The sequence below is a fragment of the Pseudomonas vranovensis genome (assembly GCF_040438935.1).
Taxonomy (GTDB): domain Bacteria; phylum Pseudomonadota; class Gammaproteobacteria; order Pseudomonadales; family Pseudomonadaceae; genus Aquipseudomonas; species Aquipseudomonas vranovensis.
This window is the reverse complement of the sequence record NZ_CP159259.1, coordinates 3,719,100-3,743,459: the sequence shown is the minus strand read 5'-3', so window position 1 is coordinate 3,743,459 and position 24,360 is coordinate 3,719,100. Positions and strand designations below refer to the sequence as shown.

The 24,360-nt window shown below is 62.3% G+C and carries 17 protein-coding genes and 1 pseudogene; 10 read left to right on the top strand and 8 right to left on the bottom strand.

Features of this window, described 5'->3' with window-relative positions:
* Nucleotides 1-6 precede the first annotated feature (6 nt).
* The 3 genes from guaA to tadA all read left to right on the top strand — a co-directional run bounded on the left by guaA (nucleotide 7) and on the right by tadA (nucleotide 3,644).
* The gene (gene guaA / locus ABVN19_RS17455; RefSeq protein WP_028942899.1) at nucleotides 7-1,584 is read left to right on the top strand and encodes a glutamine-hydrolyzing GMP synthase; all 1,578 of its coding nucleotides are present in this window, start codon (nucleotides 7-9) and stop codon (nucleotides 1,582-1,584) included.
* A 198-nt stretch (nucleotides 1,585-1,782) separates the two neighbouring features.
* Nucleotides 1,783-3,162 (top strand): multicopper oxidase family protein, encoded by a 1,380-nt coding sequence (locus ABVN19_RS17450; RefSeq protein ID WP_028942900.1) that lies wholly within the window; start codon nucleotides 1,783-1,785, stop codon nucleotides 3,160-3,162.
* Nucleotides 3,162-3,644 carry a tRNA adenosine(34) deaminase TadA gene (gene tadA / locus ABVN19_RS17445; RefSeq protein ID WP_028942901.1) on the top strand — a complete coding sequence of 161 codons (483 nt, stop codon included), beginning with the start codon at nucleotides 3,162-3,164 and terminating at the stop codon, nucleotides 3,642-3,644. The genes ABVN19_RS17450 and tadA overlap by 1 nt, the downstream gene beginning before the upstream one ends.
* A 145-nt stretch (nucleotides 3,645-3,789) precedes the next feature.
* Here the strand turns inward: tadA and mltF are convergent, their stop codons facing one another.
* On the bottom strand, nucleotides 3,790-5,250 hold the full coding sequence (gene mltF, locus ABVN19_RS17440; protein WP_105641201.1) for a membrane-bound lytic murein transglycosylase MltF: 1,461 nt from the start codon (nucleotides 5,248-5,250) through the stop codon (nucleotides 3,790-3,792).
* A gap of 246 nt (nucleotides 5,251-5,496) precedes the next feature.
* On the opposite strand from mltF, the pseudogene purL reads away from it, so the two are divergent.
* Both purL and ABVN19_RS17430 read left to right on the top strand, forming a co-directional pair.
* Nucleotides 5,497-9,395: pseudogene (gene purL, locus ABVN19_RS17435) on the top strand (phosphoribosylformylglycinamidine synthase).
* A 2-nt stretch (nucleotides 9,396-9,397) separates the two neighbouring features.
* Complete coding sequence (locus ABVN19_RS17430; protein ID WP_028942904.1) at nucleotides 9,398-9,709, top strand: YqfO family protein; 312 nt, start codon at nucleotides 9,398-9,400, stop codon at nucleotides 9,707-9,709.
* Between the two features lie 59 nt (nucleotides 9,710-9,768).
* Here ABVN19_RS17430 and ABVN19_RS17425 read toward each other — a convergent pair whose 3' ends face one another.
* The 4 genes from ABVN19_RS17425 to ABVN19_RS17410 all read right to left on the bottom strand — a co-directional run bounded on the left by ABVN19_RS17425 (nucleotide 9,769) and on the right by ABVN19_RS17410 (nucleotide 17,337).
* Nucleotides 9,769-14,328: a hemagglutinin repeat-containing protein gene (locus ABVN19_RS17425; RefSeq protein WP_256585736.1), complete on the bottom strand. Its 4,560-nt coding sequence runs from the start codon at nucleotides 14,326-14,328 to the stop codon at nucleotides 9,769-9,771.
* Nucleotides 14,329-14,353: 25 nt separating this feature from the next.
* Nucleotides 14,354-16,048 carry a ShlB/FhaC/HecB family hemolysin secretion/activation protein gene (locus tag ABVN19_RS17420; RefSeq protein WP_105641200.1) on the bottom strand — a complete coding sequence of 565 codons (1,695 nt, stop codon included), beginning with the start codon at nucleotides 16,046-16,048 and terminating at the stop codon, nucleotides 14,354-14,356.
* Between the two features lie 157 nt (nucleotides 16,049-16,205).
* A complete protein-coding gene (locus ABVN19_RS17415; RefSeq protein ID WP_028942907.1) occupies nucleotides 16,206-16,763 on the bottom strand; it encodes a L,D-transpeptidase family protein in 558 nt (185 codons plus the stop codon).
* A gap of 19 nt (nucleotides 16,764-16,782) precedes the next feature.
* A complete protein-coding gene (locus tag ABVN19_RS17410; protein ID WP_028942908.1) occupies nucleotides 16,783-17,337 on the bottom strand; it encodes an NUDIX hydrolase in 555 nt (184 codons plus the stop codon).
* A 133-nt stretch (nucleotides 17,338-17,470) separates the two neighbouring features.
* Between ABVN19_RS17410 and ABVN19_RS17405 the strand changes: the two genes are divergently transcribed.
* The 5 genes from ABVN19_RS17405 to purT all read left to right on the top strand — a co-directional run bounded on the left by ABVN19_RS17405 (nucleotide 17,471) and on the right by purT (nucleotide 20,652).
* Entirely contained in the window at nucleotides 17,471-18,070 is a 600-nt protein-coding gene (locus ABVN19_RS17405; protein WP_028942909.1) for a CoA pyrophosphatase, read from the top strand.
* A 43-nt stretch (nucleotides 18,071-18,113) separates the two neighbouring features.
* Nucleotides 18,114-18,638, top strand: coding sequence for a gamma carbonic anhydrase family protein (locus tag ABVN19_RS17400; RefSeq protein ID WP_028942910.1), 525 nt, complete (start codon nucleotides 18,114-18,116; stop codon nucleotides 18,636-18,638).
* Complete coding sequence (locus ABVN19_RS17395) at nucleotides 18,638-18,844, top strand: DUF1289 domain-containing protein (protein WP_036989582.1); 207 nt, start codon at nucleotides 18,638-18,640, stop codon at nucleotides 18,842-18,844. Before ABVN19_RS17400 ends, ABVN19_RS17395 begins: the two co-directional genes overlap by 1 nt.
* Nucleotides 18,845-18,907: 63 nt before the next feature.
* The gene (locus ABVN19_RS17390; RefSeq protein WP_028942912.1) at nucleotides 18,908-19,375 is read left to right on the top strand and encodes a VUT family protein; all 468 of its coding nucleotides are present in this window, start codon (nucleotides 18,908-18,910) and stop codon (nucleotides 19,373-19,375) included.
* A gap of 95 nt (nucleotides 19,376-19,470) precedes the next feature.
* Nucleotides 19,471-20,652, top strand: coding sequence for a formate-dependent phosphoribosylglycinamide formyltransferase (purT, locus tag ABVN19_RS17385; protein WP_105641199.1), 1,182 nt, complete (start codon nucleotides 19,471-19,473; stop codon nucleotides 20,650-20,652).
* 41 nt (nucleotides 20,653-20,693) lie between these two features.
* On the opposite strand, the gene ABVN19_RS17380 is transcribed toward purT, so the two are convergent.
* The 3 genes from ABVN19_RS17380 to ccsA all read right to left on the bottom strand — a co-directional run bounded on the left by ABVN19_RS17380 (nucleotide 20,694) and on the right by ccsA (nucleotide 24,291).
* Nucleotides 20,694-21,998: an MFS transporter gene (locus ABVN19_RS17380; protein WP_028942914.1), complete on the bottom strand. Its 1,305-nt coding sequence runs from the start codon at nucleotides 21,996-21,998 to the stop codon at nucleotides 20,694-20,696.
* A gap of 264 nt (nucleotides 21,999-22,262) precedes the next feature.
* On the bottom strand, nucleotides 22,263-23,474 hold the full coding sequence (locus ABVN19_RS17375) for a transporter associated domain-containing protein (RefSeq protein ID WP_028942915.1): 1,212 nt from the start codon (nucleotides 23,472-23,474) through the stop codon (nucleotides 22,263-22,265).
* Nucleotides 23,475-23,487: 13 nt separating this feature from the next.
* A complete protein-coding gene (ccsA, locus tag ABVN19_RS17370; RefSeq protein WP_177431030.1) occupies nucleotides 23,488-24,291 on the bottom strand; it encodes a cytochrome c biogenesis protein CcsA in 804 nt (267 codons plus the stop codon).
* Between the last annotated feature and the right edge of the window lie 69 nt (nucleotides 24,292-24,360).

The following is a 24,360-nucleotide window of genomic DNA, read 5'->3' as shown; positions in this document are numbered from 1 at the left end:
TGAGTCATGGCCCTCGACATTCACGCTCACCGAATCCTGATCCTCGACTTCGGTTCCCAGTACACCCAGCTGATTGCCCGCCGCGTGCGCGAGATCGGCGTGTACTGCGAACTGCACCCGTTTGACATGGACGACGAAGCGATTCGCGAATTTGCTCCGCGCGGCATCATCCTCGCCGGCGGCCCCGAGTCCGTGCACGAAGCCAACAGCCCACGTGCCCCGCAGGCCGTCTGGGACCTGGGCGTACCGGTATTCGGCATTTGCTACGGCATGCAGACCATGGCCGAGCAACTGGGCGGCAAGGTAGAAGGCTCCGAGTTGCGCGAATTCGGCTATGCCCGCGTTGACGTAGTCGGCAAGAGCCGCCTGCTGGACGGTATCGAAGACCACGTCGACGCCGACGGCGTCCTCGGCCTTGACGTGTGGATGAGCCACGGTGACAAGGTCACCCGCATCCCCGAAGATTTCCACATCCTGGCCAGCACTCCGAGCTGCCCGATCGCCGGCATGGCCGACGACACCCGTGGCTACTACGGCGTGCAGTTCCACCCGGAAGTGACCCACACCAAGCAGGGTGGTCGCATCCTCTCGCGCTTCATCCTCGACATCTGCGGCTGCGAAGCCCTGTGGACCCCGTCGCACATCGCTGAAGACGCCATTGCCCAGATCCGCGCCCAGGTCGGCACCGACAACGTACTGCTGGGCCTGTCCGGCGGCGTTGACTCCTCGGTGGTTGCAGCCCTGCTGCACAAGGCCATCGGCGACCAGTTGACCTGTGTCTTTGTCGACAACGGCCTGCTGCGCTTGCACGAAGGCGAGCAAGTGATGGCCATGTTCGCCGAGAACATGGGCGTCAAGGTGATCCGTGCCAACGCCGAAGAGCAGTTCCTGAACAACCTGGCCGGCGAAGCCGACCCAGAGAAGAAGCGCAAGATCATCGGTCGCACTTTCATCGACGTGTTCGATGCCGAGTCGAACAAGCTCGAGAACATCAAGTACCTGGCCCAGGGCACCATCTACCCTGACGTGATCGAGTCGGCTGGCGCCAAGAGCGGCAAGGCTCACGTGATCAAGTCGCACCACAACGTCGGTGGCCTGCCGGAAGAGATGAACCTCAAGCTGGTCGAGCCGCTGCGCGAGCTGTTCAAGGACGAGGTCCGCCGCCTTGGTCTGGAGCTGGGCCTGCCGTACGACATGGTCTACCGTCACCCGTTCCCGGGCCCGGGCCTGGGTGTACGTATCCTTGGTGAAGTGAAGAAGGAATACGCCGACCTGCTGCGTCGCGCCGACCACATCTTCATCGAAGAACTGCGCAAGGCCGACTGGTACCACAAGGTCAGCCAGGCGTTTGTGGTGTTCCAGCCGGTGAAATCGGTGGGCGTGGTCGGTGACGGCCGTCGCTACGCCTGGGTCGTGGCCCTGCGTGCGGTAGAAACCATCGACTTCATGACCGCACGTTGGGCGCACCTGCCTTACGAGCTGCTGGAAACCGTCAGCGGCCGGATCATCAACGAAATCGAAGGCATCTCTCGCGTCACCTACGACGTGTCGAGCAAGCCGCCAGCGACCATCGAGTGGGAATGATCCCGCCCGCCGGTTGAGAAACGCCATGTCCCTTCGGGGGCATGGCGTTTTTTTTGCTGCAGTCCCCGTCCGCGCAGCCAGTGCCTGCGGCAACTCTTCACTTAATCTTTCTCAATTGCAGGTGTATCGTATTCGCCCTTCATCGCCGGCCGCACGAGTGCCGGCATGTTGTTCCTGGCATTACGAGGTACCTGCTGCATGTCTTTTACCCGGCGACAAATTCTCGGAGGCCTGAGCGGCCTGGTGGCGATCGGCCTGGGCGCTGGAGGCGCGGCTCGCTACTGGCTGGGTCGTCCCGATCCGAATGCCGGGCACGACTACGAGTTGATCGCCGCGCCGTTGGATGTGGAGCTGGTGCCGGGTTTCAACACCGAAGCCTGGGCCTTTGGTCCGTCGGCACCGGGGACTGAGCTGCGGGCACGGCAAGGTGACTGGCTGCGGGTACGCTTCATCAACCACCTGCCGGTAGCGACCACGATTCACTGGCACGGCATCCGCCTGCCGCTGGAGATGGACGGGGTGCCGTATGTTTCGCAACTGCCGGTGCTGCCGGGTGAGTATTTCGACTACAAATTCCGCGTGCCTGACGCTGGCAGCTATTGGTACCACCCTCATGTGAACAGTTCCGAGGAGCTGGGCCGTGGGTTGGTGGGGCCGCTGATCGTCGAGGAGCGCGAGCCCACCGGCTTCAAGCACGAGCGCACCCTGAGCCTGAAGAACTGGCACGTGGACGAGCAGGGCAATTACCTGCCGTTCAGTATTCCCCGCGAGGCAGCACGCGGCGGCACGGCCGGGCGACTGATCACCATCAATGGCCAACCCAATGCGGTGGTCGATATGCCGGCCGGGCAGATCGTGCGGGTGCGCCTGCTCAATCTGGACAACACCCTGACCTACCGGATCAACCTCAAGGGCAACTTCGAGGCCAAGGTGTATGCGCTCGATGGCAACCCTGTGACCCCGCGCCCCCTCGGCAAGGCCTACTGGCTGGGTCCGGGCATGCGAATCTGCCTGGCAATCAAGATGCCGCCTGCGGGTGAGGAAATCTCCCTGCGCGATGGCTCCGTGCGCCTGGGCACCCTGCGTTCGGTGGCCAGCAACGAAGCCCCGGGTGACTGGCCGCCAGCGCTGCCGGCCAACCCGGTGGCCGAGCCGGACCTGGCCAATGCCGAGAAGCTCAATTTCAATTTCGAGTGGGTGGGGTCGGTGTCGGTGAACACCGACAACGGTGCGCCACCGAGCCTGTGGCAGATCAACGGCAAGGCCTGGGACATCACCGACAAGACCTGCGCCGACCGCCCGATCGCCACGCTCAAGAAGGGCAAGAGCTATATCTTCGAACTGAAGAACATGACCCAGTACCAGCATCCGATCCACCTGCATGGCATGAGTTTCAAGGTGATCGCCTCCAATCGGCACAAAATCGAAGAGCCGTGGTTCACCGACACCTATCTGCTGGGCAAGAACGAGCGTGCCCAGGTCGCGCTGGTGGCGGATAACCCGGGCACCTGGATGTTCCATTGCCACGTGATCGACCACATGGAAACCGGCCTGATGGCTGCGATCGAGGTGGTGTGATGCGTCAGCCGCTCATCATTGATCGCAGCCGCGATCAGGAATTCATGCGCCTGGCCCTGGACCTGGCTGCCCAAGGGGCTGCCATGGGCGAGGTGCCCGTGGGGGCTGTGCTGGTGCAGCATGGCCAGGTCGTCGGTCGCGGCTTCAACTGCCCGATCAGCGGCAGCGATCCCAGCGCCCATGCCGAAATGGTCGCCATTCGGGCTGCAGCCCAGGCGGCCAGCAACTACCGGCTGCCGGGTAGCACCCTCTACGTCACCCTGGAGCCCTGCAGCATGTGTGCCGGGCTGATCGTTCACTCGCGCATCGCTCGGGTGGTCTACGGTGCCCTGGAGCCCAAGGCGGGCGTGATACAGAGCCAGGGACAGTTCTTCACCCAGGGGTTTCTCAACCACCGGGTGATGTTCGAGGGGGGAGTACTGGCCGAGGAGTGTGGGGCGATTCTGTCGGAGTTCTTCAGGGCGCGTCGGGCAAAGTCCTGAATGGGTAGGGATCGGTTGTTTGAATCGCGACCGCTTTGCGGTCGATCGCTGGCTATCGCCAGCGGCTACGGGTCAGGCTTTACAATTTGTAGCCGCTGCCGAGGAACGAGGCTGAGATCGGCCGCGCAGCGGTCGTGACTTTTTCCTAAAGCGGCGGGGAGGGCTCTGGTGGCTTGGTCTTGTCGACGCCTGGCATGTGCAGGCTACCTTCGGCCACCTGGCTGCCTTCAAGCTGAGGTTGGGTCACCCAGGTGAGGATGTCGTAGTAACGACGAATGTTGGCCACGAAATGCACCGGCTCGCCGCCCCGGGCGTAGCCGTAGCGGGTCTTGGTGTACCACTGCTTCTGTGACAGGCGCGGCAGCATTTTCTTCACGTCCAGCCACTTGTTCGGGTTCAGGCCTTCACGCTTGGCCAGCTTGCGGGCATCGTCCAGGTGTCCACCACCCACGTTATAAGCTGCCAGGGCAAACCAGGTGCGGTCAGGTTCCTTGATATCGTCGTCGAGCAGGGATTTGACGTACATGAAGTACTTGGCCCCGCCACGAATGCTTTGCACCGGGTCCAGTCGGTTGGAAACGCCCATGGCCTGGGCGGTGCGCTGGGTCAGCATCATCAGGCCACGTACGCCGGTCTTGGAGGTGACTTCAGCCTGCCACATCGATTCCTGGTAGCCGATGGCGGCCAGCAGGCGCCAGTCGACCTGTTCTTTCTTGGCGTATTCCTTGAAGTGCTTCTCGTAGCGGGGCAGGCGTTGCTGCAAGTGCTGGGCGAAGGTGTAGGCGCCCACATAACCCAGCACATCGACATGGCCGTAGTAGCGGTCTTTGAGGCGCTGCAGGGTGCCATTTTTCTGCACCTTGTCGAGAAATTCGTTGATCTCGTTGAGCAGGCTGTTGTCTTCCCCGGCAGCCACTGCCCAGCGTTGGTCGCGGGCATCACCCAGGTCGAAGGCCACCCGCACCTTGGGGAAATACACCTGGTTCATCGCCAGCTCGTTGGAGTCGACCAGGGTCAGGTCGATCTGGCCTTCATCGACCATGCGCAGCAGGTCGACTACTTCAACGGCATCGGACTCTTCGTATTCCAGGGCGGGATATTGCTTTTTGAGTTCCGCCAGTTGCTCGGCGTGGGTACTGCCCTTGAGCACCATGATCTTCTTGCCGATCAGGTCCTTGGCGTCGGTGGGGCGTGAGCGGCCGTTGCGGTAGATGATCTGTGGGGTTACTTCCAGGTAAGGGTGGGAGAAGCGTACCTGGGACTTGCGCTGTTCGCTGCTGACCAGGCCCGCTGCTGCCAGGACCGGGCCGGACGGCTTGCCGAGCTGGTCGAACAGCTCGTCGAGGTTGTCGGCGGTCTCGACTTTCAGTTCCACGCCAAGGTCATCGGCAAAGCGCTTGACCAGCTCGTACTCGAAGCCGGTTTCACCGTTGCGATCCTGGAAGTAGGTGGCGGGGCTGTTGCGGGTGATCACGCGCAGCACGCCGTCCTCCTTGACGCGCTCCAGCGTGCTTGGTTTTTCAACACAAGCACCGAGCATCAGGAAGAGTCCGGTTGCGATGAGCCATCTGGCGCAGCGCTGGCGCAAAGCGGTATGGGCGAACATAGCTTGCAGTATACGCAAAGGACCGGCCCCGCCATATCTCGACAACCGATAGCTTGTCTGCTAGCGGTCTTTACGATAGTGGGTGGCAGGTTACTACGTTTGCGTGGTTTTTTTGACCCCCAAGTCCGGTTTGTTCCGCCGACATGCGGCCGCGTCAGAATGCTGTGTTCCGGGTGCCGGAATCATCGGATTTAGGCTAGAATGCACGGCCTCTAAGCACACCCCCTTCCTGAGGCTGTCCCGACGATGTTGATCCTGCGCGGCGCTCCTGCCCTTTCTGCCTTTCGCCACGGTAAATTACTCGAGCAATTGAGCCAGAAAGTCCCCGCTGTTAGTGGTTTGTATGCTGAATTCGCTCATTTCGCCGAGGTTGACGGCGAGCTGACCGCCGACCAACAGCACGTGCTTGCGCGCTTGCTCAAGTACGGCCCAAGCGTACCGGTACAGGAGCCGACCGGGCGTCTGTTCCTGGTTATGCCGCGATTCGGCACCATCTCGCCCTGGTCGAGCAAGGCCAGCGACATCGCCCACAACTGCGGCCTGGAAAATATCCGTCGTCTGGAACGCGGTATTGCGTTCTATGTCACCGGCCAACTGAGCGACGCCGATGCAGCCAACGTCACCGACGTATTGCACGACCGCATGACCCAGATGGTGCTGACCAAGCTTGAAGACGCCGCCGGCCTGTTCAGCCATGCCCAGCCCAAGCCGATGACCTCCGTGGACATCCTTGGCGGCGGTCGCGCCGCACTGGAAAAGGCCAACGTCGACTTGGGCCTGGCCCTGGCCGAAGACGAGATCGACTACCTGGTCGCCGCCTTCCAGGGGCTCAAGCGCAACCCCAACGACATCGAGCTGATGATGTTCGCCCAGGCCAACTCCGAGCACTGCCGTCACAAGATCTTCAACGCCAGTTGGGATATCGACGGCCAGAGCCAGGAAAAAAGCCTGTTTGGCATGATCAAGAACACCTACCAGATGCACAGCGAAGGTGTGCTGTCCGCTTACAAGGACAACGCTTCGGTGATCGTCGGTAACGTCGCCGGGCGCTTCTTCCCGAACCCTGAGACCCGCCAGTACGGTGCGGTGCAGGAGCCGGTGCATATCCTGATGAAGGTCGAGACCCACAACCACCCGACCGCCATCTCGCCGTTCTCCGGCGCGTCCACCGGTTCGGGTGGCGAAATCCGCGACGAAGGTGCAACCGGCCGTGGCGCCAAGCCGAAAGCCGGCTGACCGGCTTCACCGTCTCCAACCTGAACATCCCGGGCTTCGAACAGCCATGGGAACAGGCCTACGGCAAGCCTGACCGCATCGTCAACGCCCTGGATATCATGATCGAAGGTCCGCTCGGCGGCGCGGCGTTCAACAACGAGTTCGGACGTCCGGCGCTGACCGGCTACTTCCGTACCTTCGAACAGTCGATCAACACTCCCCACGGCGAAGAAGTGCGCGGCTACCACAAGCCGATCATGCTCGCTGGCGGCATGGGCAACATCCGTGAAGATCACGTCCAGAAGGCCGAGATCACCGTCGGCGCCAAGCTGATCGTCCTCGGTGGCCCGGCCATGCTGATCGGCCTGGGTGGCGGTGCGGCCTCGTCGGTAGACACCGGCGCCAGCTCCGCTGACCTGGACTTCGCCTCGGTGCAGCGCGAGAACCCGGAAATGGAGCGCCGCTGCCAGGAGGTCATCGACCGTTGCTGGCAGTTGGGCGACAACAACCCGATCGCCTTCATCCACGACGTCGGCGCGGGCGGTATCTCCAACGCTTTCCCTGAGCTGGTCAACGACGGTGGCCGCGGTGGCCGCTTCGAGCTGCGCAACGTACCCAACGACGAGCCGGGCATGGCCCCGCACGAGATATGGAGCAACGAATCCCAGGAGCGTTACGTCCTGGCGGTCGACGCGGCCGACTTCGAGCGCTTCCAGGCCATCTGCGAGCGCGAACGCTGCCCGTTTGCTGTCGTTGGCGAAGCGACTGCCGAGCCACACCTGACCGTTACCGACAGCCACTTCGGCAACAGCCCGGTGGACATGCCGCTTGACGTACTGTTGGGCAAGCCGCCGCGCATGCACCGTTCGGTTACCCGCGAAGCGGAGCTGGGCGACGATTTCGACCCAAGCACCCTGGAGCTGCAAGACTCCGTCGAGCGCGTGCTGCGTCACCCGGCAGTTGCCAGCAAGAGCTTCCTGATCACCATCGGCGACCGCAGCATCACCGGCCTGGTTGCCCGCGACCAGATGGTCGGCCCTTGGCAGGTGCCTGTGGCTGATGTCGCCGTCACCGCCACCAGTTTCGACGTCTACACCGGTGAAGCCATGGCCATGGGCGAGCGTACCCCGCTGGCCTTGCTCGACGCCCCGGCTTCGGGCCGCATGGCCATCGGCGAGACGCTGACCAACATGGCCGCCTCGCATATCGAAAAACTGTCCGACATCAAGCTGTCGGCCAACTGGATGTCCGCTGCCGGTCACCCGGGCGAAGACGCGCGTCTGTACGACACCGTCAAGGCCGTGGGCATGGAACTGTGCCCCGAGCTGGGCCTGACCATTCCGGTGGGCAAGGACTCCATGTCGATGAAGACCCGCTGGAGCGAAGAGGGCGCGGAAAAATCCGTCACCTCGCCGCTGTCGCTGATCGTCACCGGCTTCGCACCGGTCACCGACATCCGCAAGACCCTGACCCCTGAGCTGCGCATGGACAAGGGCGAGACCGATCTGATCCTGATCGACCTTGGCCGCGGCAAGAACCGCATGGGCGCCTCGATCCTGGCCCAGACCCATGGCAAGCTCGGCAGCCAGGCGCCGGACGTCGACGACGCCGAAGACCTCAAGGCCTTCTTCGCCGTTATCCAGGGCCTGAATGCCGACGGTCACCTGCTGGCCTACCACGACCGTTCCGACGGTGGCCTGATGACCACCGTGCTGGAAATGGCCTTTGCCGGTCATTGTGGTCTGGAGCTGGAGCTCGACACCCTGACCAGCAAGCGCGAGAAAATCGCTGCCATTCTCTTCAACGAAGAGCTGGGTGCAGTGATCCAGGTGCGCCAGGACGCTACCCCGGACGTCCTGGCACAGTTCAGCGCTGCCGGCCTTGGTGAAGACTGCGTCGCAGTGATCGGCCAGCCGATCAATAACGGCGAAGTGCTGATCAAGCTGGCCGGTGAGGAGCTGTTCAAGGGCGACCGTCGTCTGCTGCAGCGCCAGTGGGCTGAAACCAGCTACAAGATCCAGCGCCTGCGCGACAACGCCGAATGCGCCGATCAGGAATTCGACGTCCTGCTCGAAGAAGACAACCCGGGCCTGTCGGTCAAGCTTGGCTTCGACGTCAACGACAATATCGCGGCGCCGTACATCAAGAAGGGCGTGCGTCCCCAGGTGGCGGTACTGCGTGAGCAGGGTGTCAACGGTCAGGTCGAAATGGCAGCCGCCTTCGACCGCGCCGGTTTCAACGCCATCGACGTACACATGAGCGATATTCTCGCCGGTCGCGTTGACCTCAACGCGTTCAAGGGCCTGGTGGCCTGCGGTGGCTTCTCGTACGGCGACGTACTGGGTGCCGGTGAAGGCTGGGCCAAGTCTGCGCTGTTCAACAGCCGTGCCCGCGACGCCTTCCAGGGCTTCTTCGAGCGTACCGACAGCTTCACCCTGGGTGTGTGCAATGGTTGCCAGATGATGTCCAACCTGCACGAGCTGGTTCCCGGCAGCGAGTTCTGGCCGCACTTCGTGCGCAACCGTTCCGAGCAGTTCGAAGCCCGTGTGGCCATGGTCGAGGTGCAGAAGTCGAACTCGATCTTCCTGCAGGGCATGGCCGGTTCACGCATGCCGATCGCTATCGCCCACGGTGAAGGCCATGCCGAGTTCGCCAGCCAGGAAGCCCTGCTTGAAGCCGACCTGTCCGGTTGCGTGGCCCTGCGCTTCGTCGACAATCACGGCAAGGTTACCGAGACCTACCCGGCCAACCCGAACGGTTCGCCGCGCGGGATCACCGGTCTTACCAGCCGCGACGGCCGCGTCACCATCATGATGCCGCACCCTGAGCGGGTCTTCCGTGCCGTGCAGAACTCCTGGCGTCCGGATGACTGGAACGAAGACGCGGCGTGGATGCGCATGTTCCGCAACGCGCGGGTCTGGGTGAACTAAGGGTGTACAAGCTCGCCTTCTTCGTCCCGCCCAGCCATGTGGAGGAGGTCAAGGCCTCTGTGTTCGCCGCTGGCGGCGGACGCATCGGCGACTACGATTGCTGCGCCTGGCAGGTGTTGGGCCAGGGTCAGTTCCGCCCGTTGGACGGCAGCCAGCCATTCATCGGGCAAGCCGGCATGGTCGAGCAGGTCGAAGAGTGGCGGGTGGAGCTGGTGGTGGCCGACGCATTGATTGCGTCGGTGGTCGCTGCGCTCAAGCAGAGCCATCCTTACGAGACTCCGGCTTATGAGGTCTGGCTACTCGCAGACTTCTGAAGCCACTGAAAAAGCCGTGACCGGTGTTGAGCCGGTCGCGGCTTTTTTGTGCCTGTGGATTATTGGCGATTGCCAGGCTGGTGGATGCTCGATGTCACGGTTGTGGTGCGGTCGTGGCCACTAGTACGAACCAGTCCCAGGTCAACCGGCGTTTCGTCGCTGGTGCTGCTGTTGCCGGGCTTGTAGGCTTCGATCAAGCCGGTGACCAGGTCCACCGGCGCGTTGGAGGCGTTGATGCCCACGTCGCGTCGGTGGTCACGGCCGGTGAGCGTTCGTTGGGTGACTGGGCTTGAACCCAGCTCAACCTTACCCTTGGCTGTCTGAAGCCGGGCGCCGGACAGTTCGGTGGCGCCTGCGACGTTCAGGTTGATGCCATCGTGACCACTGAGCGTACTTTGGCTGGCCACCGATTCGATCTGGGTGTTTTCAAGCTTGAAGGTCAATGTGGGCGACAGGCCCGGATCGACTTTCTGCGCCGTCGGTCCGACGGCATTCTCAACTTTGCCGCCGAGCGGGCCGGCAAAGGCTTTGGTGGCATTTAGGTAGCCCTGTGGATTTTTCTCCTTGCTAAGGCGGGCGTCGAGCCCCACCTTCACGGTATTGATCCGGTCCTGAACGCTGGCCACGCGCAGGTCTGCACCTATATCGCCATCAATCATTCCCGCCTCCATGCGTACGCCTTCCAGGCGTGTGTCGGCGAGGCTGTTGAGCGTGATCTGTTGAGCGCGCCATTGGCTGTTCTGGTACGCAAGGTTGTCACGCTGATCGATAAGTCCCTGGAAGCGGCCGTACAGGCCTCGTTTGTCTTCGTCTTTCGTGGCACCCGGCATGGCGTTGAAACCAGCGCCTGCCGTCAAGTCGAGGTTGTTGTAGTGCTCAGTGCTGCTGGAGGCCTCGATCGCGATGCCGCCGTTGACGGCATTAATGAGCACCTTGTCTGCGGTGACGTTCACGCCCTGCAGATGCACGGCATCGTCCTGGTGGTCGCTACTGGTGATGGCCATTTTATTGGTGGCAAACCATTGGGCGCCGGTAGCGGAAGTGCTGGTCTCGTCGATGCGTCCTGCACCGATATGACCTCCCAAGCCACCGCCCTTGCCGTCAGCAGAAGTTTTACCAAGCAGCTCCAAACCACCTCCCAGGCTGTTGCCCTGGGCTCGATGGGTGTCGGTGGCCGCCCTGACCAGCAGGGGACCACCGGCGTCCAGCGTAATACTGCCTATTTTGTGGGTCCTGCTGCCGATGTTGGTGCCGATCAGCTCCAGGGTGCGGCCGGACTTGAGCAGTACATCGCCCTTGGCATCGATTTGCGCCGCCCGGCCCTGGGTGTCAGCACGGTCGCTCGCTTTCTGGTCCAGGTAGCCGCGAAATTCCATTCCCTTGCCTGCAGGGCTGTTACCGCCCTTGGCCCAGGCGTCGCCTTTGAGCTCGTTCAGGTGCGCAAGTTGTTGGTCCTGGGCCTGGGTCAAGCGCAAGTCGCCTGCGGCCTCCAGCTTCAATGAGCCGTCACCGGCATTCAGGGGGGTGCCTTCGTAGAAACCGTCACTGCCAAGCTGTACCTGGATGCCGGTCTTCCCGTAGAGGCTCCCCGGTCGCGCCGTTTGAGTGTTCTCATCAGTCCGCAGGCGCCCACCTTTACCTGCAAGGCGCAGGTTGATGTCGCTGCCAGTGCTGGTTTCGACCCGCATACCCGCCTCGACATCCAGTCGATCAAGACTGCTGTGGCTGCTGTCATAGGCAGCGGCCAGGTGATGGGATTGCGCCTCGATTGACAGCGCGTCTTTCTCCGCCCTGTAGTGGGTACCGGTATCTGCAATGGTGGTGGCCTTGATCTTGACGGCACCGCCAGTCAGCTCGGTCACTTGGGCGGTGGTGGTTTGATGGACCTCTTCGCGGTTCAGATGCTTCGCATCAATATCGGTGCCCAGGGTAGGCGGGGCCAGTGAATCCTCGACACCTGCCTGCTGGAAGCGATTGCCTTCCTCACCTTTGGCGAGCTTTTCAATCGGCCGGGTAATGTCACGATAAACAACGCTCGCCCCCAGGCTTGCCTGCCAGTTCTTGTCGGTCAGTTTGCTGCTGAGAGTATCGGCCTGTGCGCGGTTCTCAATGTTGCCGGCGTTCACTATCAAGCTTTGATCGGCTTTGATCTTGGCGGCTTCAGTGACCAACTTGCCGGTGTTGATCTTCACGTTTTGGCTGGAGGCAAGGCTGCTGGCCTGGGGCTGGGTGCGTGTCTCTTCCTTGACCTGTTGCTTGTGATAGCCCTCAAAGGCGCTGCCCACCGCATCCATGCCGCCAGTGAGCCTAAGCCCGCCCCCGCTGTGCGTGGTGCTGGTCGTATTGGATTGCTCGTTGTGGGCAGCCGTCAGGTTCAGGTTCTTGGCGTCGATCTCTACGTCATCGGCATTGGCAGAGACCTGGGAGCCGTTGACGGATACATCGTTTTGGCTGATGAGTTGCACCTGACCACCGCTGAGCTTGCTGGCGACGTGTGTTCTGTTGGATTTTTGAGTGTCGTCCGTGCTGACGTTGTAGCCTACCGAAGCGTTGTACTGGTGGGAGTCAGGTTTGCCGTCAACCGCATCCTGGGTCTGGTTGGCACTGGCGGTGAAGCCTCTGTCTTGTTGCTTGGAATGTACGGATTCTTGCTGTTCGGCGGCGCTGATGGTGATGTCTTTCTGCGCCTTGAGCTGCAATTGCTTGCCGGCTTCGAGTTTTGAGCCAATCACACGAATTTCGTCGGCACTGGCCAGGCGCACGTTGCTGTCGGAAGACACATCGCTGATCAGCACATCCTTGCGTTGTTCCTGGCGCTCCGTGGTGCGGCCTATCAGGCCGAATAGTTTTTTATCGTCTTCGCGTTGGCTGAGGCTGGCCTCGTTGCTGGCCGTTTCAATCGACAGTTGGGCCTTTTCGCTGACCAACAGGGCGTCGCCCTTGCTCTTGACCTTCGAACCCCTGATTTGCACGTCATCTGCCTCCACGGTCAATGCCCTGTCGGCCTGAATCGCACTGCCACTGGCTTTGTTGCCCTTGCCCTCGGTCTTGCCGTTCTTGCCAAAGAAGGTGCCGGACACCAGGTCGCCCCGGTAGTCTTTGCTGGCCTGGCTACTCTTGAGGGCGACTTCGGCCACCTCCAGGCTGCTGGCCTTGAGTGTGACATCCCCCGGGCTGATGACCTTGCTACCCAGTATTCGCGTAGCGCCGCCCGACTCGAGGGCAATTTTCCTACCGGTCAAGCTGCTGGCCTTGGCGCTTTCTTCATAGCTGCTGCTGTCCTTGTCGCCGCGCCAGAGGTACTTGCGATGGCGGATCTTCTCATCGACCTGACGGCTTTCGATGCCAGCTGTGAGGGTCAGTGAGTTGTCGGCCTTGACCTTGAGTTCACCGTCGGTATTCACCTTTGCGGCTACCAGGTTCATGTTCTGTCCGGCTTCCAGGGCAATGCCCTGGCTTGCGTGTAGTTCGACGCCGGTCTGTTTGCGATCGGTGCGCGTGGTGTCGCGGTTATAGGTTTCGGTAGTGACGAACCACCATTTTTTTGCATATTTGTCGTTGTCTTTCTTCAGGCTTTCCCGGGTCTGGGCATCAAGGTTCAGGTTCTTGCCGGCCTTGGCCTGGATCTGCTGCGCCTTGACGTTCACGGCGTTCAGGCCAAGATCCTGTGCGGCGGTCAGGGTCACGGCACCGTGTTCGGCGCTGAGCAGGCCGGGTTGTGTGGCGTTGCCGAGGAGCTGCAGGGCGCCCGCCGAATGGATCTCGATACCGTCACGGCCGATGACCTGGCGCGAGCCCACGTTGACGCCGGCGCCCTCGGCCGTGCTGACGATGCGGATACGGCCGGCCTGCATGGCACCTAGCAGACGGGCATCGATGCTGCCATCGGGGGACGCCAGGTGTTCGAGCAGTCGTTGATCGCTGTTGCGAATCAGGTTGCGTCCCGCCGTCAGGTGCAGCGTATCGCGGGCAGTGAGCGGTCCTTTGGTCTCGATGCGTGGGGCAATCAGGTCGAGGGCGCCCTCCAAGTTGCGCTGGCCGCCCTCGAGAACCTGCAGGCTGCCGTTGGCGTTGCGGGTGTCGAGCAGTTTGATGCTTTGCCCATCGATTACGACATTGCCGACCAGGAACCCCGCCCGGGTAGTGTTGATAAAGCTGCCGCCGTTGAGGGTGATGCCATTGGGGTTGGCCAGGATGTAGTCGGCGGGTCGACCGAAGATCTCCTGGGGCCCCTCGATGCGCGAGGCGTTCCTACTGATGACTTCGGCAAGAATGGTCGAGGCCGCCTGGCCCTGGAATTGCGAGTTGGCCGCCAGGGCGCCGGCCAGTTGCGACTGCCCGGCCTGGAGGGCGTTGTTGAGCACCACGCCGGGTGTGTTGACGTTGTAGTCCAGGAACTGGTTGTGCGACAGGCCACTTCCGTTGGGGGGCACGATGTCGATGACTGGTACACCATGGCCGTTTGAGATCACGGGGCTACCGCCTGGGCCGGCAGTGGCCTGCAGGCCGTTATCGGCAAGGGTCATGTAGGGAGCAAGGAGGCTGACGGCAATCATCCAGCGCAGATGATTGGGCGTCAGCCACGCAGGGGCTGGAGGGGTGGGTGTGGTGTACATCATGGTCTCTCTTTTTTTGGTTGTGACATCAGATGTTCAGGACCCACTCCAGCAGCCAGAAACCGGGTTCTAGGCCTTGGCGACGTTGCCCGCTGGCATGGAGTGCGCGTTGGTAGTCGAGTTTGAGCTGGCTGCCCGGCACGCTCAGTTCAAGGCCTGCGTAGGCGCCGGCCAGTCGTTGTGATGTGCTGCCGTGGTCGTATTTGCCCCAGCCCAGGTCAACGCCAAGGGCAGGACGAAGCACCAGGCCGTGGGGCAGGTCCAGCGGCAACGGCTGGCTCAGGCTGTTGCGCCAGACGGCGGCGCTGGCACCGGCGACCACCTGTTGGCGAAAGCCGCGCACGGCAGTGTGGTCAGTCACTTGTTGTTGTTCGACGGCAGGCAAGGAGTCGGGGCTGTATTGCAGGTTCAGCTCGCTCTGCCAGCGCCAGGGCCAGTCGGGATCGAGGCCTTGCCGCAGGTGCAGCAGGTTGGCGCGGTACTTGCGAAACTGCGGCTGGGGGCTATTGCGCAAGCGCTGGGTACGGTCGGCGCCGAGCCAGTCCAGGCCTTGGGAAAGACCCAGGTAGGCGGTCCACAGACCGTCATCCAGCCATAGCAGGTTCAGGCCGGCCTCCAGGCTGGTGAGGGTCGGGCTCTGCAGGGGCAGGCGATAGTCGGCCAGGCGATTGTCCAGGCGCTTGTGCTCAAGGCGCCAACTGGTGCTGAGCAAGCCTTGCTGGTTGCGCCACAGGTTTCGCTCCAGCCCCAGGCTGAAAAACGCACTCTGGCCGCTGCTGTACAGGCGCTTGCCAGGCAATTGCGCCTGGTACTGCAGCTGATTGAGGCTCAGGGCGTAGTGCCAGGGGCCGTAGGGAATGCTGTAGTACAGACCGTAGCCGCGGCTGTAGCTTGAGCCGGTCTTGAGCGTGGAGTTGACTGACAGCTGCATGAAGTCGTTGAGTTCAAGCGGGCTGTCCAGGCCCACGCCCAGGCCCAGGCGCTGGCGTCCGGTCGCTTTGCTGCCCCTGTTGTCGATGTTGCTGCCCAGGTGCCAGCGGTTACCGAGCTGGCGCGGCGTGATCAGTACCCGGGTCGCGCCTTCGACGCTGCCGGGCAGTAGGTCGGCGACCAGGTCGAAGGCCTTGAGCCGATTGAGCTGGTCCATGCCCTGTTCCAGTTCGTCCAGGCGCAGCGGCTGGCCGAGCAGGGACGGGAAGGCGCTGCGCAGCGACAGCGGCAAGTCGGGGTTGCTCAGCTCGATGGACTCGACGAAGCCTTCGACGATGACGATGTCCAGCGTGCCGCCCGCTTGCGGGCGGCTGTTCAGGTAGGGTCGGCTGGTGAGGTAACCGGCATCTACATAGCGCTGGGTGATGGCCTTGAGCAATCGATTGACCTGTGCCGGACTCATGCAGGGTTCGATCAGCGGTTGCAGGGCAGGGGCGAGATCCGCCAATGACAGTTGCTGATTGCCCGCCAGGCGTATCCCGCTCAGCGGCCAGCAGGCGCCAGGGGCTTGCTCGATGGACGGTGCGGTGTGTGGCTGTGTGGGGGCGTCGTCGGTCCGCAGCAGTGTGCGCAGGCGCTGAAACTGCTCCAGTTGTTCCTGTTGCAGGCGCTGCTCACGCAGGTGCTGCATGACCGGTATGCCATCTGCCGCAGCCGATTGATCGACCCACAACAGGGCGCCCGCCATGACCAGGGCAAAGGTTCGAAACGGGATGCGGCGTGAGCGGGGCATAGGCTGGCGTCCAGGCGTGGCGGGTTATCCGGCCAGCTGGATGTTAAGGACGCTGCTATTTGTCTGGATGCACTCCCGCGCCGGATGGCGGGTAGGTGGGAAGATAGGCTTTTGTGAGGAGCTTCCGGCGCAATGCGCCGGAATGTAGGACGTTCTGTCAGGGGCGAATTTCGATCATCGTGCCGTCCGGCACCATGTTCCACACTTCGCGCATGTCGCGGTTGGTCATGGCGATGCAGCCTTCAGTCCAGTCCAGGGTGTGGAATACCTCTTCGGGGTACTCTTCATCGAGTGGCGTGCCATGGATCATGATCATGCCACCGGGTGGCACGCCTTCGCGTCGGGCCCGCGCCGAATCGCTGATGTTCGGGTAGGACACGTGCATCGCCAGGTTGTAGCGGTCGCTCTCCTTGCGCCAGTCGATCCAGTAGAAACCTTCTGGCGTGCGCTTGTCGCCTTCGCGCAACTTGGGCCCCTTGGGCTGCTTGCCCAAGGAGATGCGATAGGTCTTGAGCGGGGCGCCGCCACTGATCAGTTGCAGGCGACGCTCGGACTTGAGCACCAGGATCTTGTCGATCTGCGCAGTGGTTGCGGGTTTTAGTTGGAGAGGCGAGGGCGCGACCTTTTCAATAGGCTTGGTCACGATGGTTTCGGTAAACGCTGCCTGGGACACCGAAGCCACACTGAGGCAGAAAAGGGCAAACAACCAGCGCATGAAACGATATCCCTGAAAACTAGGTGTTGAGTGACGAAATGAGCAATGGCGACAGACATTCGTTGCCAATCGGATAGCGCTGCTCGATGCGGTCACGATAATAGCATTCTAGGGTACGACTCACGGTCCTGAAAGCCAGCTCGTCCCACGGAATCTCACTTTCATCGAAAAGTCGCACTTCCAGGCTCTCGACCCCGACGGCAAAGTCCAGGTCGGCAAGTTCGGCGCGAAAGAACACGTGCACCTGGTTGATGTGCGGCAGGTCGAACAGTTGGTAGAGGCACATCGACCCGACTCGTGCACAGGCTTCCTCGACGGTTTCGCGACGGGCGGCTTGCTCCACGGTTTCGCCGTTCTCCATGAACCCGGCGGGCAGGGTCCAGTAACCCCGGCGCGGCTCGATGGCGCGGCGGCACAGCAGCACCCGGCTGCCATGGGTCGGCAGCACGCCGGCAACGATGTTGGGGTTCTGGTAATGGATGGTCTGGCAGTGATCGCAGACATAGCGCAGGCGGGTGTCGCCCTCGGGAATGCGCTGAATCACCGGTTTGCCGCACGCACTGCAGAATTTCATGCTTTTATTCCTGTAGGTTGCGCCTATCTTGGCGCCACTGTCACCGTGGCTGCAAGCCGGATCACCTCGGGGCTTGGGCGGTTCGCGGCTTTGGTGCATCATGCAGGACAGGCTTTGGAATCGAGAGAGAGCAATGCTGGACGAGCTACTTCGCCGTGTGAGCAGTCATAGGCCCGACACCCTGGAAACCGATCGTCGTTTTCCCGAGGCCGCCGTCTTATTGCCCATTACCCGCAGCGAAGAGCCTGAATTGGTATTGACCCTGCGCGCCAAGGGCCTGTCGACCCATGGTGGCGAAGTCGCCTTCCCCGGTGGGCGCCGCGATCCGGAAGACCCTGACCTGGTGTTTACCGCCCTGCGCGAGGCCGAGGAAGAGATTGGCCTGCCGCCAGGATTGGTGGAAATCATAGGCCCCTTGAGCCCGCTGATCTCGCTGCATGGGCTTAAAGTCACACCTTTTGTCGGCCTGATTCCCGATTTTGTCGAGTACCAGGCCAACGATGCCGAAATCGCCGCGGTCTTTACCGTGCCGCTGGAGTTCTTCCGCCAGGACCCGCGTGACCACACCCATCGCATCGATTACCAGGGCCGCAGCTGGTATGTGCCCAGCTACCGTTATGGTGAGTACAAGATCTGGGGGTTGTCGGCGATCATGATCGTCGAGCTGGTCAACTTGCTTTACGATGCCCGCATCAACCTGCACCAACCGCCTGAACGCTTCATTCCAATTTGAGCGGGCACACCCGCCACCATTGCCGCACCGTGAGGAACCACGCATGAAATACCGTCTGGGCGACCTGTGCGTCGAAACCCATCCCAACAGCTGGGTGGCACCCAATGCCACGCTGATCGGCAAGGTGCGCCTGCAGGCGGGGGCCAGTGTCTGGTTTGGCGCGGTGCTGCGCGGCGACAACGAACTGATCGACATCGGTGAGAACAGCAACGTACAGGACGGCACAGTGATGCACACCGACATGGGCGTGCCGCTGACGCTGGGCAAGAGTGTCACTGTTGGTCACAACGCCATGCTCCACGGCTGCACCGTGGGCGACTACAGCCTGGTCGGCATCAATGCAGTCGTCCTCAATGGCGCCCGAATCGGCAAGTACTGCATTATCGGCGCGAATGCGCTGATTCCCGAAGGCAAGGAGATTCCCGACGGTTCGCTGGTAATGGGCTCGCCAGGCAAGGTGGTACGCGAACTGACTGAAGCGCAAAAGAAAATGCTCGAGGCCAGCGCTGCGCATTACGTACACAACGCCGAGCGCTACGCGCGCGACCTGGCCCTGCAGGAGGATTGATGAGCAGTCTCGAACGCCCGGTCGCCTCACCCTGCGTACACATCTGCGCCCTGGACGAGGACGACATCTGCACCGGCTGTCAGCGCAGCGCGGCTGAAATCACCCGTTGGGGGCGGATGGACAATAGCGAGCGCCGTCAGGTGTTGAAACTGTGCCACGAGCGCGCGGTGGCCGCCGGACTGATCCTCAACGTTGGCAGCGCCTGATCCGGTACTTGGCCGCAGGCAGCCGCTCAAGTACCCTGTAGCGCTTGCCAAACGGTCGACCCCATGCCCTTTCTGATTGCCTATATCAGCAGCGTTGTGCTGATCAACTACGCCTTTTCCAGCGCCCCGCACCTGGACGTCATCTGGTCCGCCTGGGGCGGGCTGGTGTTCATCCTGCGCGACATGGTGCAAACCCGCTTCGGCCACGGCGCGTTGGTCGCCATGCTGGTTGCCCTGGTGCTCTCGTATATCACTTCCGAGCCTGCCATTGCCTTGGCCAGCGCAACGGCCTTCGCCGTCTCGGAACTGATCGACTGGCTGGTGTTCAGTATCACCAAGCGGCCACTGCACGACCGTCTGTGGTTGAGCTCGGCACTGAGCATCCCCATCGACACCTTTATTTTCTTCGGCATGATCGGTGCCTTGACCCCGGCTGTGGTCGGCACCGCCCTGGCGTCCAAGTTTGCCGGCGTGACCGCCGTCTGGCTGATCATGGCCTGGCGCTTGCGCAAGCGTGCCATCGCCGGCTGAGGCCCCGGGGCCCGGTTCATGTAAAATGGCGCTCCTTTTCACCAGGTTGCACCGAATACGGGGCAGCCTGGAATCCTTCCCTCTGAGGACCTGAGATGACTCGTATCGGAACCCCATTGTCGCCGACCGCGACCCGTGTACTGCTCTGTGGCTGTGGCGAGCTGGGCAAGGAAGTGGTGATCGAGCTGCAACGCCTGGGTGTCGAAGTGATTGCCGTGGACCGTTACGCCGATGCCCCGGCCATGCAGGTCGCCCATCGCAGCCACGTGATCAACATGCTCGACGGCGCCGCGCTGCGTGCGGTCATCGAGGCTGAAAAGCCGCACTTCATCGTCCCGGAAATCGAAGCCATCGCCACCGCAACCCTGGTGGAGCTGGAAAACGAAGGCTTCAACGTGGTGCCGACGGCCCGCGCCACGCAACTGACCATGAATCGCGAAGGCATTCGTCGCCTGGCCGCTGAAGAGCTGGAGCTGCCGACCTCGCCGTACCATTTCGCCGATACCTTCGAGGACTACGCGAAGGCGGTCGAAGACCTCGGTTTCCCTTGTGTGGTCAAGCCGGTGATGAGCTCATCGGGCAAGGGCCAGAGCCTGCTCAAGAATGCCGATGACGTGCAGAAGGCCTGGGACTATGCCCAGGAAGGCGGTCGCGCTGGCAAGGGCCGGGTGATCATCGAAGGTTTTATCGATTTCGACTACGAAATCACCCTGCTGACCGTGCGCCATGTTGGCGGCACTACCTTCTGCGCGCCGGTCGGGCATCGCCAGGAGAAGGGCGACTATCAAGAGTCGTGGCAGCCCCAGGCCATGAGCACGGGGGCCCTGGCCGAGTCCGAGCGCGTGGCCAAGGCGGTCACCGAGGCCCTGGGTGGTCGTGGCCTGTTTGGCGTGGAGTTGTTCATCAAGGGTGATCAGGTGTGGTTCAGCGAAGTTTCACCGCGCCCCCACGACACCGGCCTGGTGACCCTGATCTCGCAGGACCTGTCGCAGTTCGCCCTGCATGCGAGGGCGATCCTGGGCCTGCCGATTCCGCTGATTCGCCAGTTCGGCCCGTCGGCTTCGGCAGTTATCCTGGTGGAAGGTCAGTCGCAACAGACCGCCTTCGCCAACCTGGGTGTTGCCCTGAGCGAGCCGGACACGGCCATTCGCTTGTTCGGCAAACCCGAGGTCAATGGCCAGCGTCGCATGGGCGTGTGCCTGGCGCGTGACGAGTCGATCGAGGCGGCACGGGCCAAGGCGACCCGTGCTTCGCAGGCTGTTCAGGTAGAGCTTTAAACCCATCGCGGGGCAACGTCTTGACTTGCCCCGCGATCATTTCAGAGCTCCGAATGCCGCGTTTCTTTAAGGCACAGTACAGCGATCAGGCTCAATACAGCCGCCGCCGACACGTAGCCCCCCACCCAGCTCAACCCCCCCATCGCTACCAGCTTCTGGGCAAAGAACGGTGCCGCCGAGGCCCCGACAATGCCGCCCAGGTTATAGGCCGCTGACGCCCCGGTGTAACGAACATGGGTCGGAAACAGCTCGGGCAGCAACGCGCCCATCGGCGCAAATGTCACGCCCATCAGGAACAGCTCGATGGCCAGGAACAGCGCCACACCCGCGGTGGAGCCCGAGGTCAGCAGTGGTTGCATGGTAAAGCCCGAGAGTATCGCCAGTACCGCACCGACGATCAGCACCGGCTTGCGCCCGTAGCGGTCGCTGAGCCAGGCCGACAATGGCGTTGCCAGGGCCATGAACAGCACGGCAAAGCACAACAGGCCCAGGAAGGTTTCGCGACTGTAGCCCAGGGTCGAGACGCCATAGCTGAGCGAGAACACGGTGGAGATGTAGAACAGCGCGTAGCACACCACCATGGCCGAAGCGCCCAGCAGCACCGGCATCCAGTACTGTGAGAAGAGCTCGACCACCGGCATTTTCACTCGCTCGTGACGGGCCACGGCCTTGGCGAATACCGGGGTTTCTTCAAGCTTCAGGCGCACATACAGGCCGACAATGACCAGCGCAGCGCTGAGCAGGAACGGGATCCGCCAGCCCCACTCGCGAAACTGTTCGTCGGTCAGCACCATGGCCAGGGTCAGGAACAGGCCGTTGGCCGCCAGGAAACCGATCGAAGGCCCCAGCTGCGGGAACATGCCGAACCAGGCGCGTTTGCCCTTGGGCGCGTTTTCAGTCGCCAGCAGCGCGGCGCCGCCCCATTCCCCGCCCAGGCCCAGGCCCTGGCCGAAGCGCAGCACGCAAAGCAGGATCGGCGCCCAGGCTCCGATGCTGTCGTAGCCGGGCAGCACACCGATCAGCGTGGTACACACCCCCATCAGCAGCAGCGAGGCCACCAGAGTGGACTTGCGCCCGATGCGGTCACCGAAGTGGCCGAACAATGCCGAGCCCAGAGGCCTGGCCAGAAAGGCGATGCCGAAGGTGAGGAAAGCCGAGAGCATCTGCGCGGTACCCGAGGTCTGCGGGAAGAATACCGGGCCGATGACCAGGGCAGCAGCGGTGGCATAGACGTAGAAGTCATAGAACTCGATGGCGGTGCCGATGAAGCTGGCGGTCGCCACCCGGGCCGGCGAGTTGCCGGGGCTGGCCTGTTCCGTTTCGGAGTAGGTGCTACTGGTTGTCATGCGATTATCCCTGACAGTCGAGTGCTCCGTAGGCGTTACCACCGGCAGGGTGGGTAGGCGTTGGCAGCGGCAACGAAGCGAATTGTTGTTGGTCGCGTGACTGAGCATACGCCCGTGGGGGATAGGGGCGGGCGCGGGCACTGTTCGGGGTGTGAAGCAGTGCAGGTTTTGCGCGCGGTATTCAGTCGTGCGGACTGGCCGAGAGACGCCGGATGCGGGTAGCGGGCGAGACGGCTGGGCTGGGTAAGCGTAGCGGGAGTATAGCTAGCGAGTCACGGTCCAGGCCAGTATGCGGCTGGCGCAATTGTCTTCGGTTTCAAGAATTTCCAGGCGATAACGGCCGATCTTCAGGCACACCGCGCTTTCCGGAATGCTTTCCAGCGCTTCGGTGACCAGGCCGTTGAGAGTCTTGGGGCCGTCGCTTGGCAAGTGCCAGCCCAGGTTGCGGTTCAGCTCACGGATCGACACGTTGCCTTCGATCACATAGCGCCCGTCTGCCTGCGGGTGGATGTGCGGGTTGTCCAGGCCGTGTTCGTCTTCGAATTCGCCGACAATTTCTTCGAGAATGTCTTCCAGGGTAACGATGCCCTGTACCTCGCCGTATTCATCGACGACAACGCCCAGGCGCCGCTGCTGCTTGTGAAAGTTGAGCAGTTGCAGCTGCAAGGGGGTGCTTTCCGGCACGAAATAGGGTTCGTAGCAGGCTGCATGCAGGGTTTCGCGGGTCAGCTCGGCCTTGGGCAGCAGGTGGCTGATCAGCTTGGTATTGAGGATGGCTTCGACTTGATTGATGTCGCTGTGATAGACCGGCAGGCGGGTGTGGCGGCTGATGATCAGTTGCTCGATGATCTGCTCGATCGAGTCGTCGAGGTTCACACCATCGACATCGTTGCGCGGTACCAGGATGTCGTTGACGGTGATCTTGTCCAGGGCCAGCAGGCTTTCGGGCAGGTTCAGGCGATGATCTGCCTGGGGGTCTTCATCGAGGTCGTCGTCGCTGTCCTGCTCGTGCAGCGCAACGGCATGGGGCTGGACCCGGAACGGACGCAACACCACCCGCGCGCAGCCATCGAGTAGCCAGGCCACAGGCTGGAGCAGCGTGAGCGGGACCTTGAGCAGGGTGTTGCCCAGGGTGATGAAGGCGGGTGGATTGCGTCGGGCCAATTGTCGCGGCAGGTATTCGGCGAACACCAGCAGCAATGTGGTGGCGCCAAGGCCGGCGAGCCAGAAACCGTGCTCGCCGTTGTAGCGCTGCCCCAGCAGGCAGGCCAGGGCCAGTACCAGCAGTTTGCCCAGGGTGGAGCAGAGTACCAGGGCCTGGGGGGCGACCTTGAGTTCGGGGTGCGCGTCGGTCTGGCCGTTGCGCCGAGCACCATTGAGGGACTGCTGGGCAGCATCCACGGCGGTAAACAGGGCCGACCAGAGCAGTGCCAGTGCCAGTACGCCGAGTAACGGTGCTAACGGCAGATCGTCCATTTACCCGTGCCCGTCAGATATGCAGGATGAATTCGCGTACCAGCTTGCTGCCGAAGTAGGCCAGCATCAGCAGGCAGAAGCCGGCCAGGGTCCAGCGGATTGCCTTGTGGCCGCGCCAGCCCAGGCGGGTACGGCCCCACAGCAGGACGCTGAAGACGATCCAGGCCACGCAGGCAAGCAGGGTTTTGTGCACCAGGTGTTGGGCGAACAAGTTGTCGAGGAACAGCCAGCCGGAAATCAGCGACAGCGACAGCAGGCCCCAACCTGTCCAGAGGAAGCCGAACAGGAGGCTCTCCATGGTTTGCAGGGGCGGGAAGTTGCGGATCAGGCCCGAGGGGTGCTTGTGTTTGAGTTGGTGATCCTGCACCAGCAGCAGCAAGGCCTGGAACACGGCAATGGTGAACATCCCGTACGCCAGGATCGACAGCAGGATATGCGCGAGAATGCCGGGCTCTTCGTTGATCAGCGGCACGGTGCCCGAAGGGGCGAACTGCGCGATCAGGGCCGTGGCCATGCCCAGCGGGAATAGCAGCAACAGCAGGTTTTCCACCGGGATGCGCAGGCAGGCCAGCAGGGTCAGGGCAATGACGGCCGTGGCGATCAGGCTGGCAGCGCTGAAGAAGTCCAGGCTCAGGCCCAGTGGCGTCAGCAGCTGCCAGAACAGCGCGGTACCCTGGGCGATGACCGCCAGTGCGCCGAGCAGCCCGAGCAGGCGCTTGTCGGCCTTGGCGCCTTGCGCCAGGCGGGAGCCATGATAGAAGGTCGCGGCGGCATACAGGCAGGCGGCGATCAGATTGGGAAGCAAGCTGGGTGACAAAGGGAGCATAAGTCCTGTTAGGCAAGCCCGAAAGAGGATGAGTTTGGCATACAACGCGCCTGCCAAGGA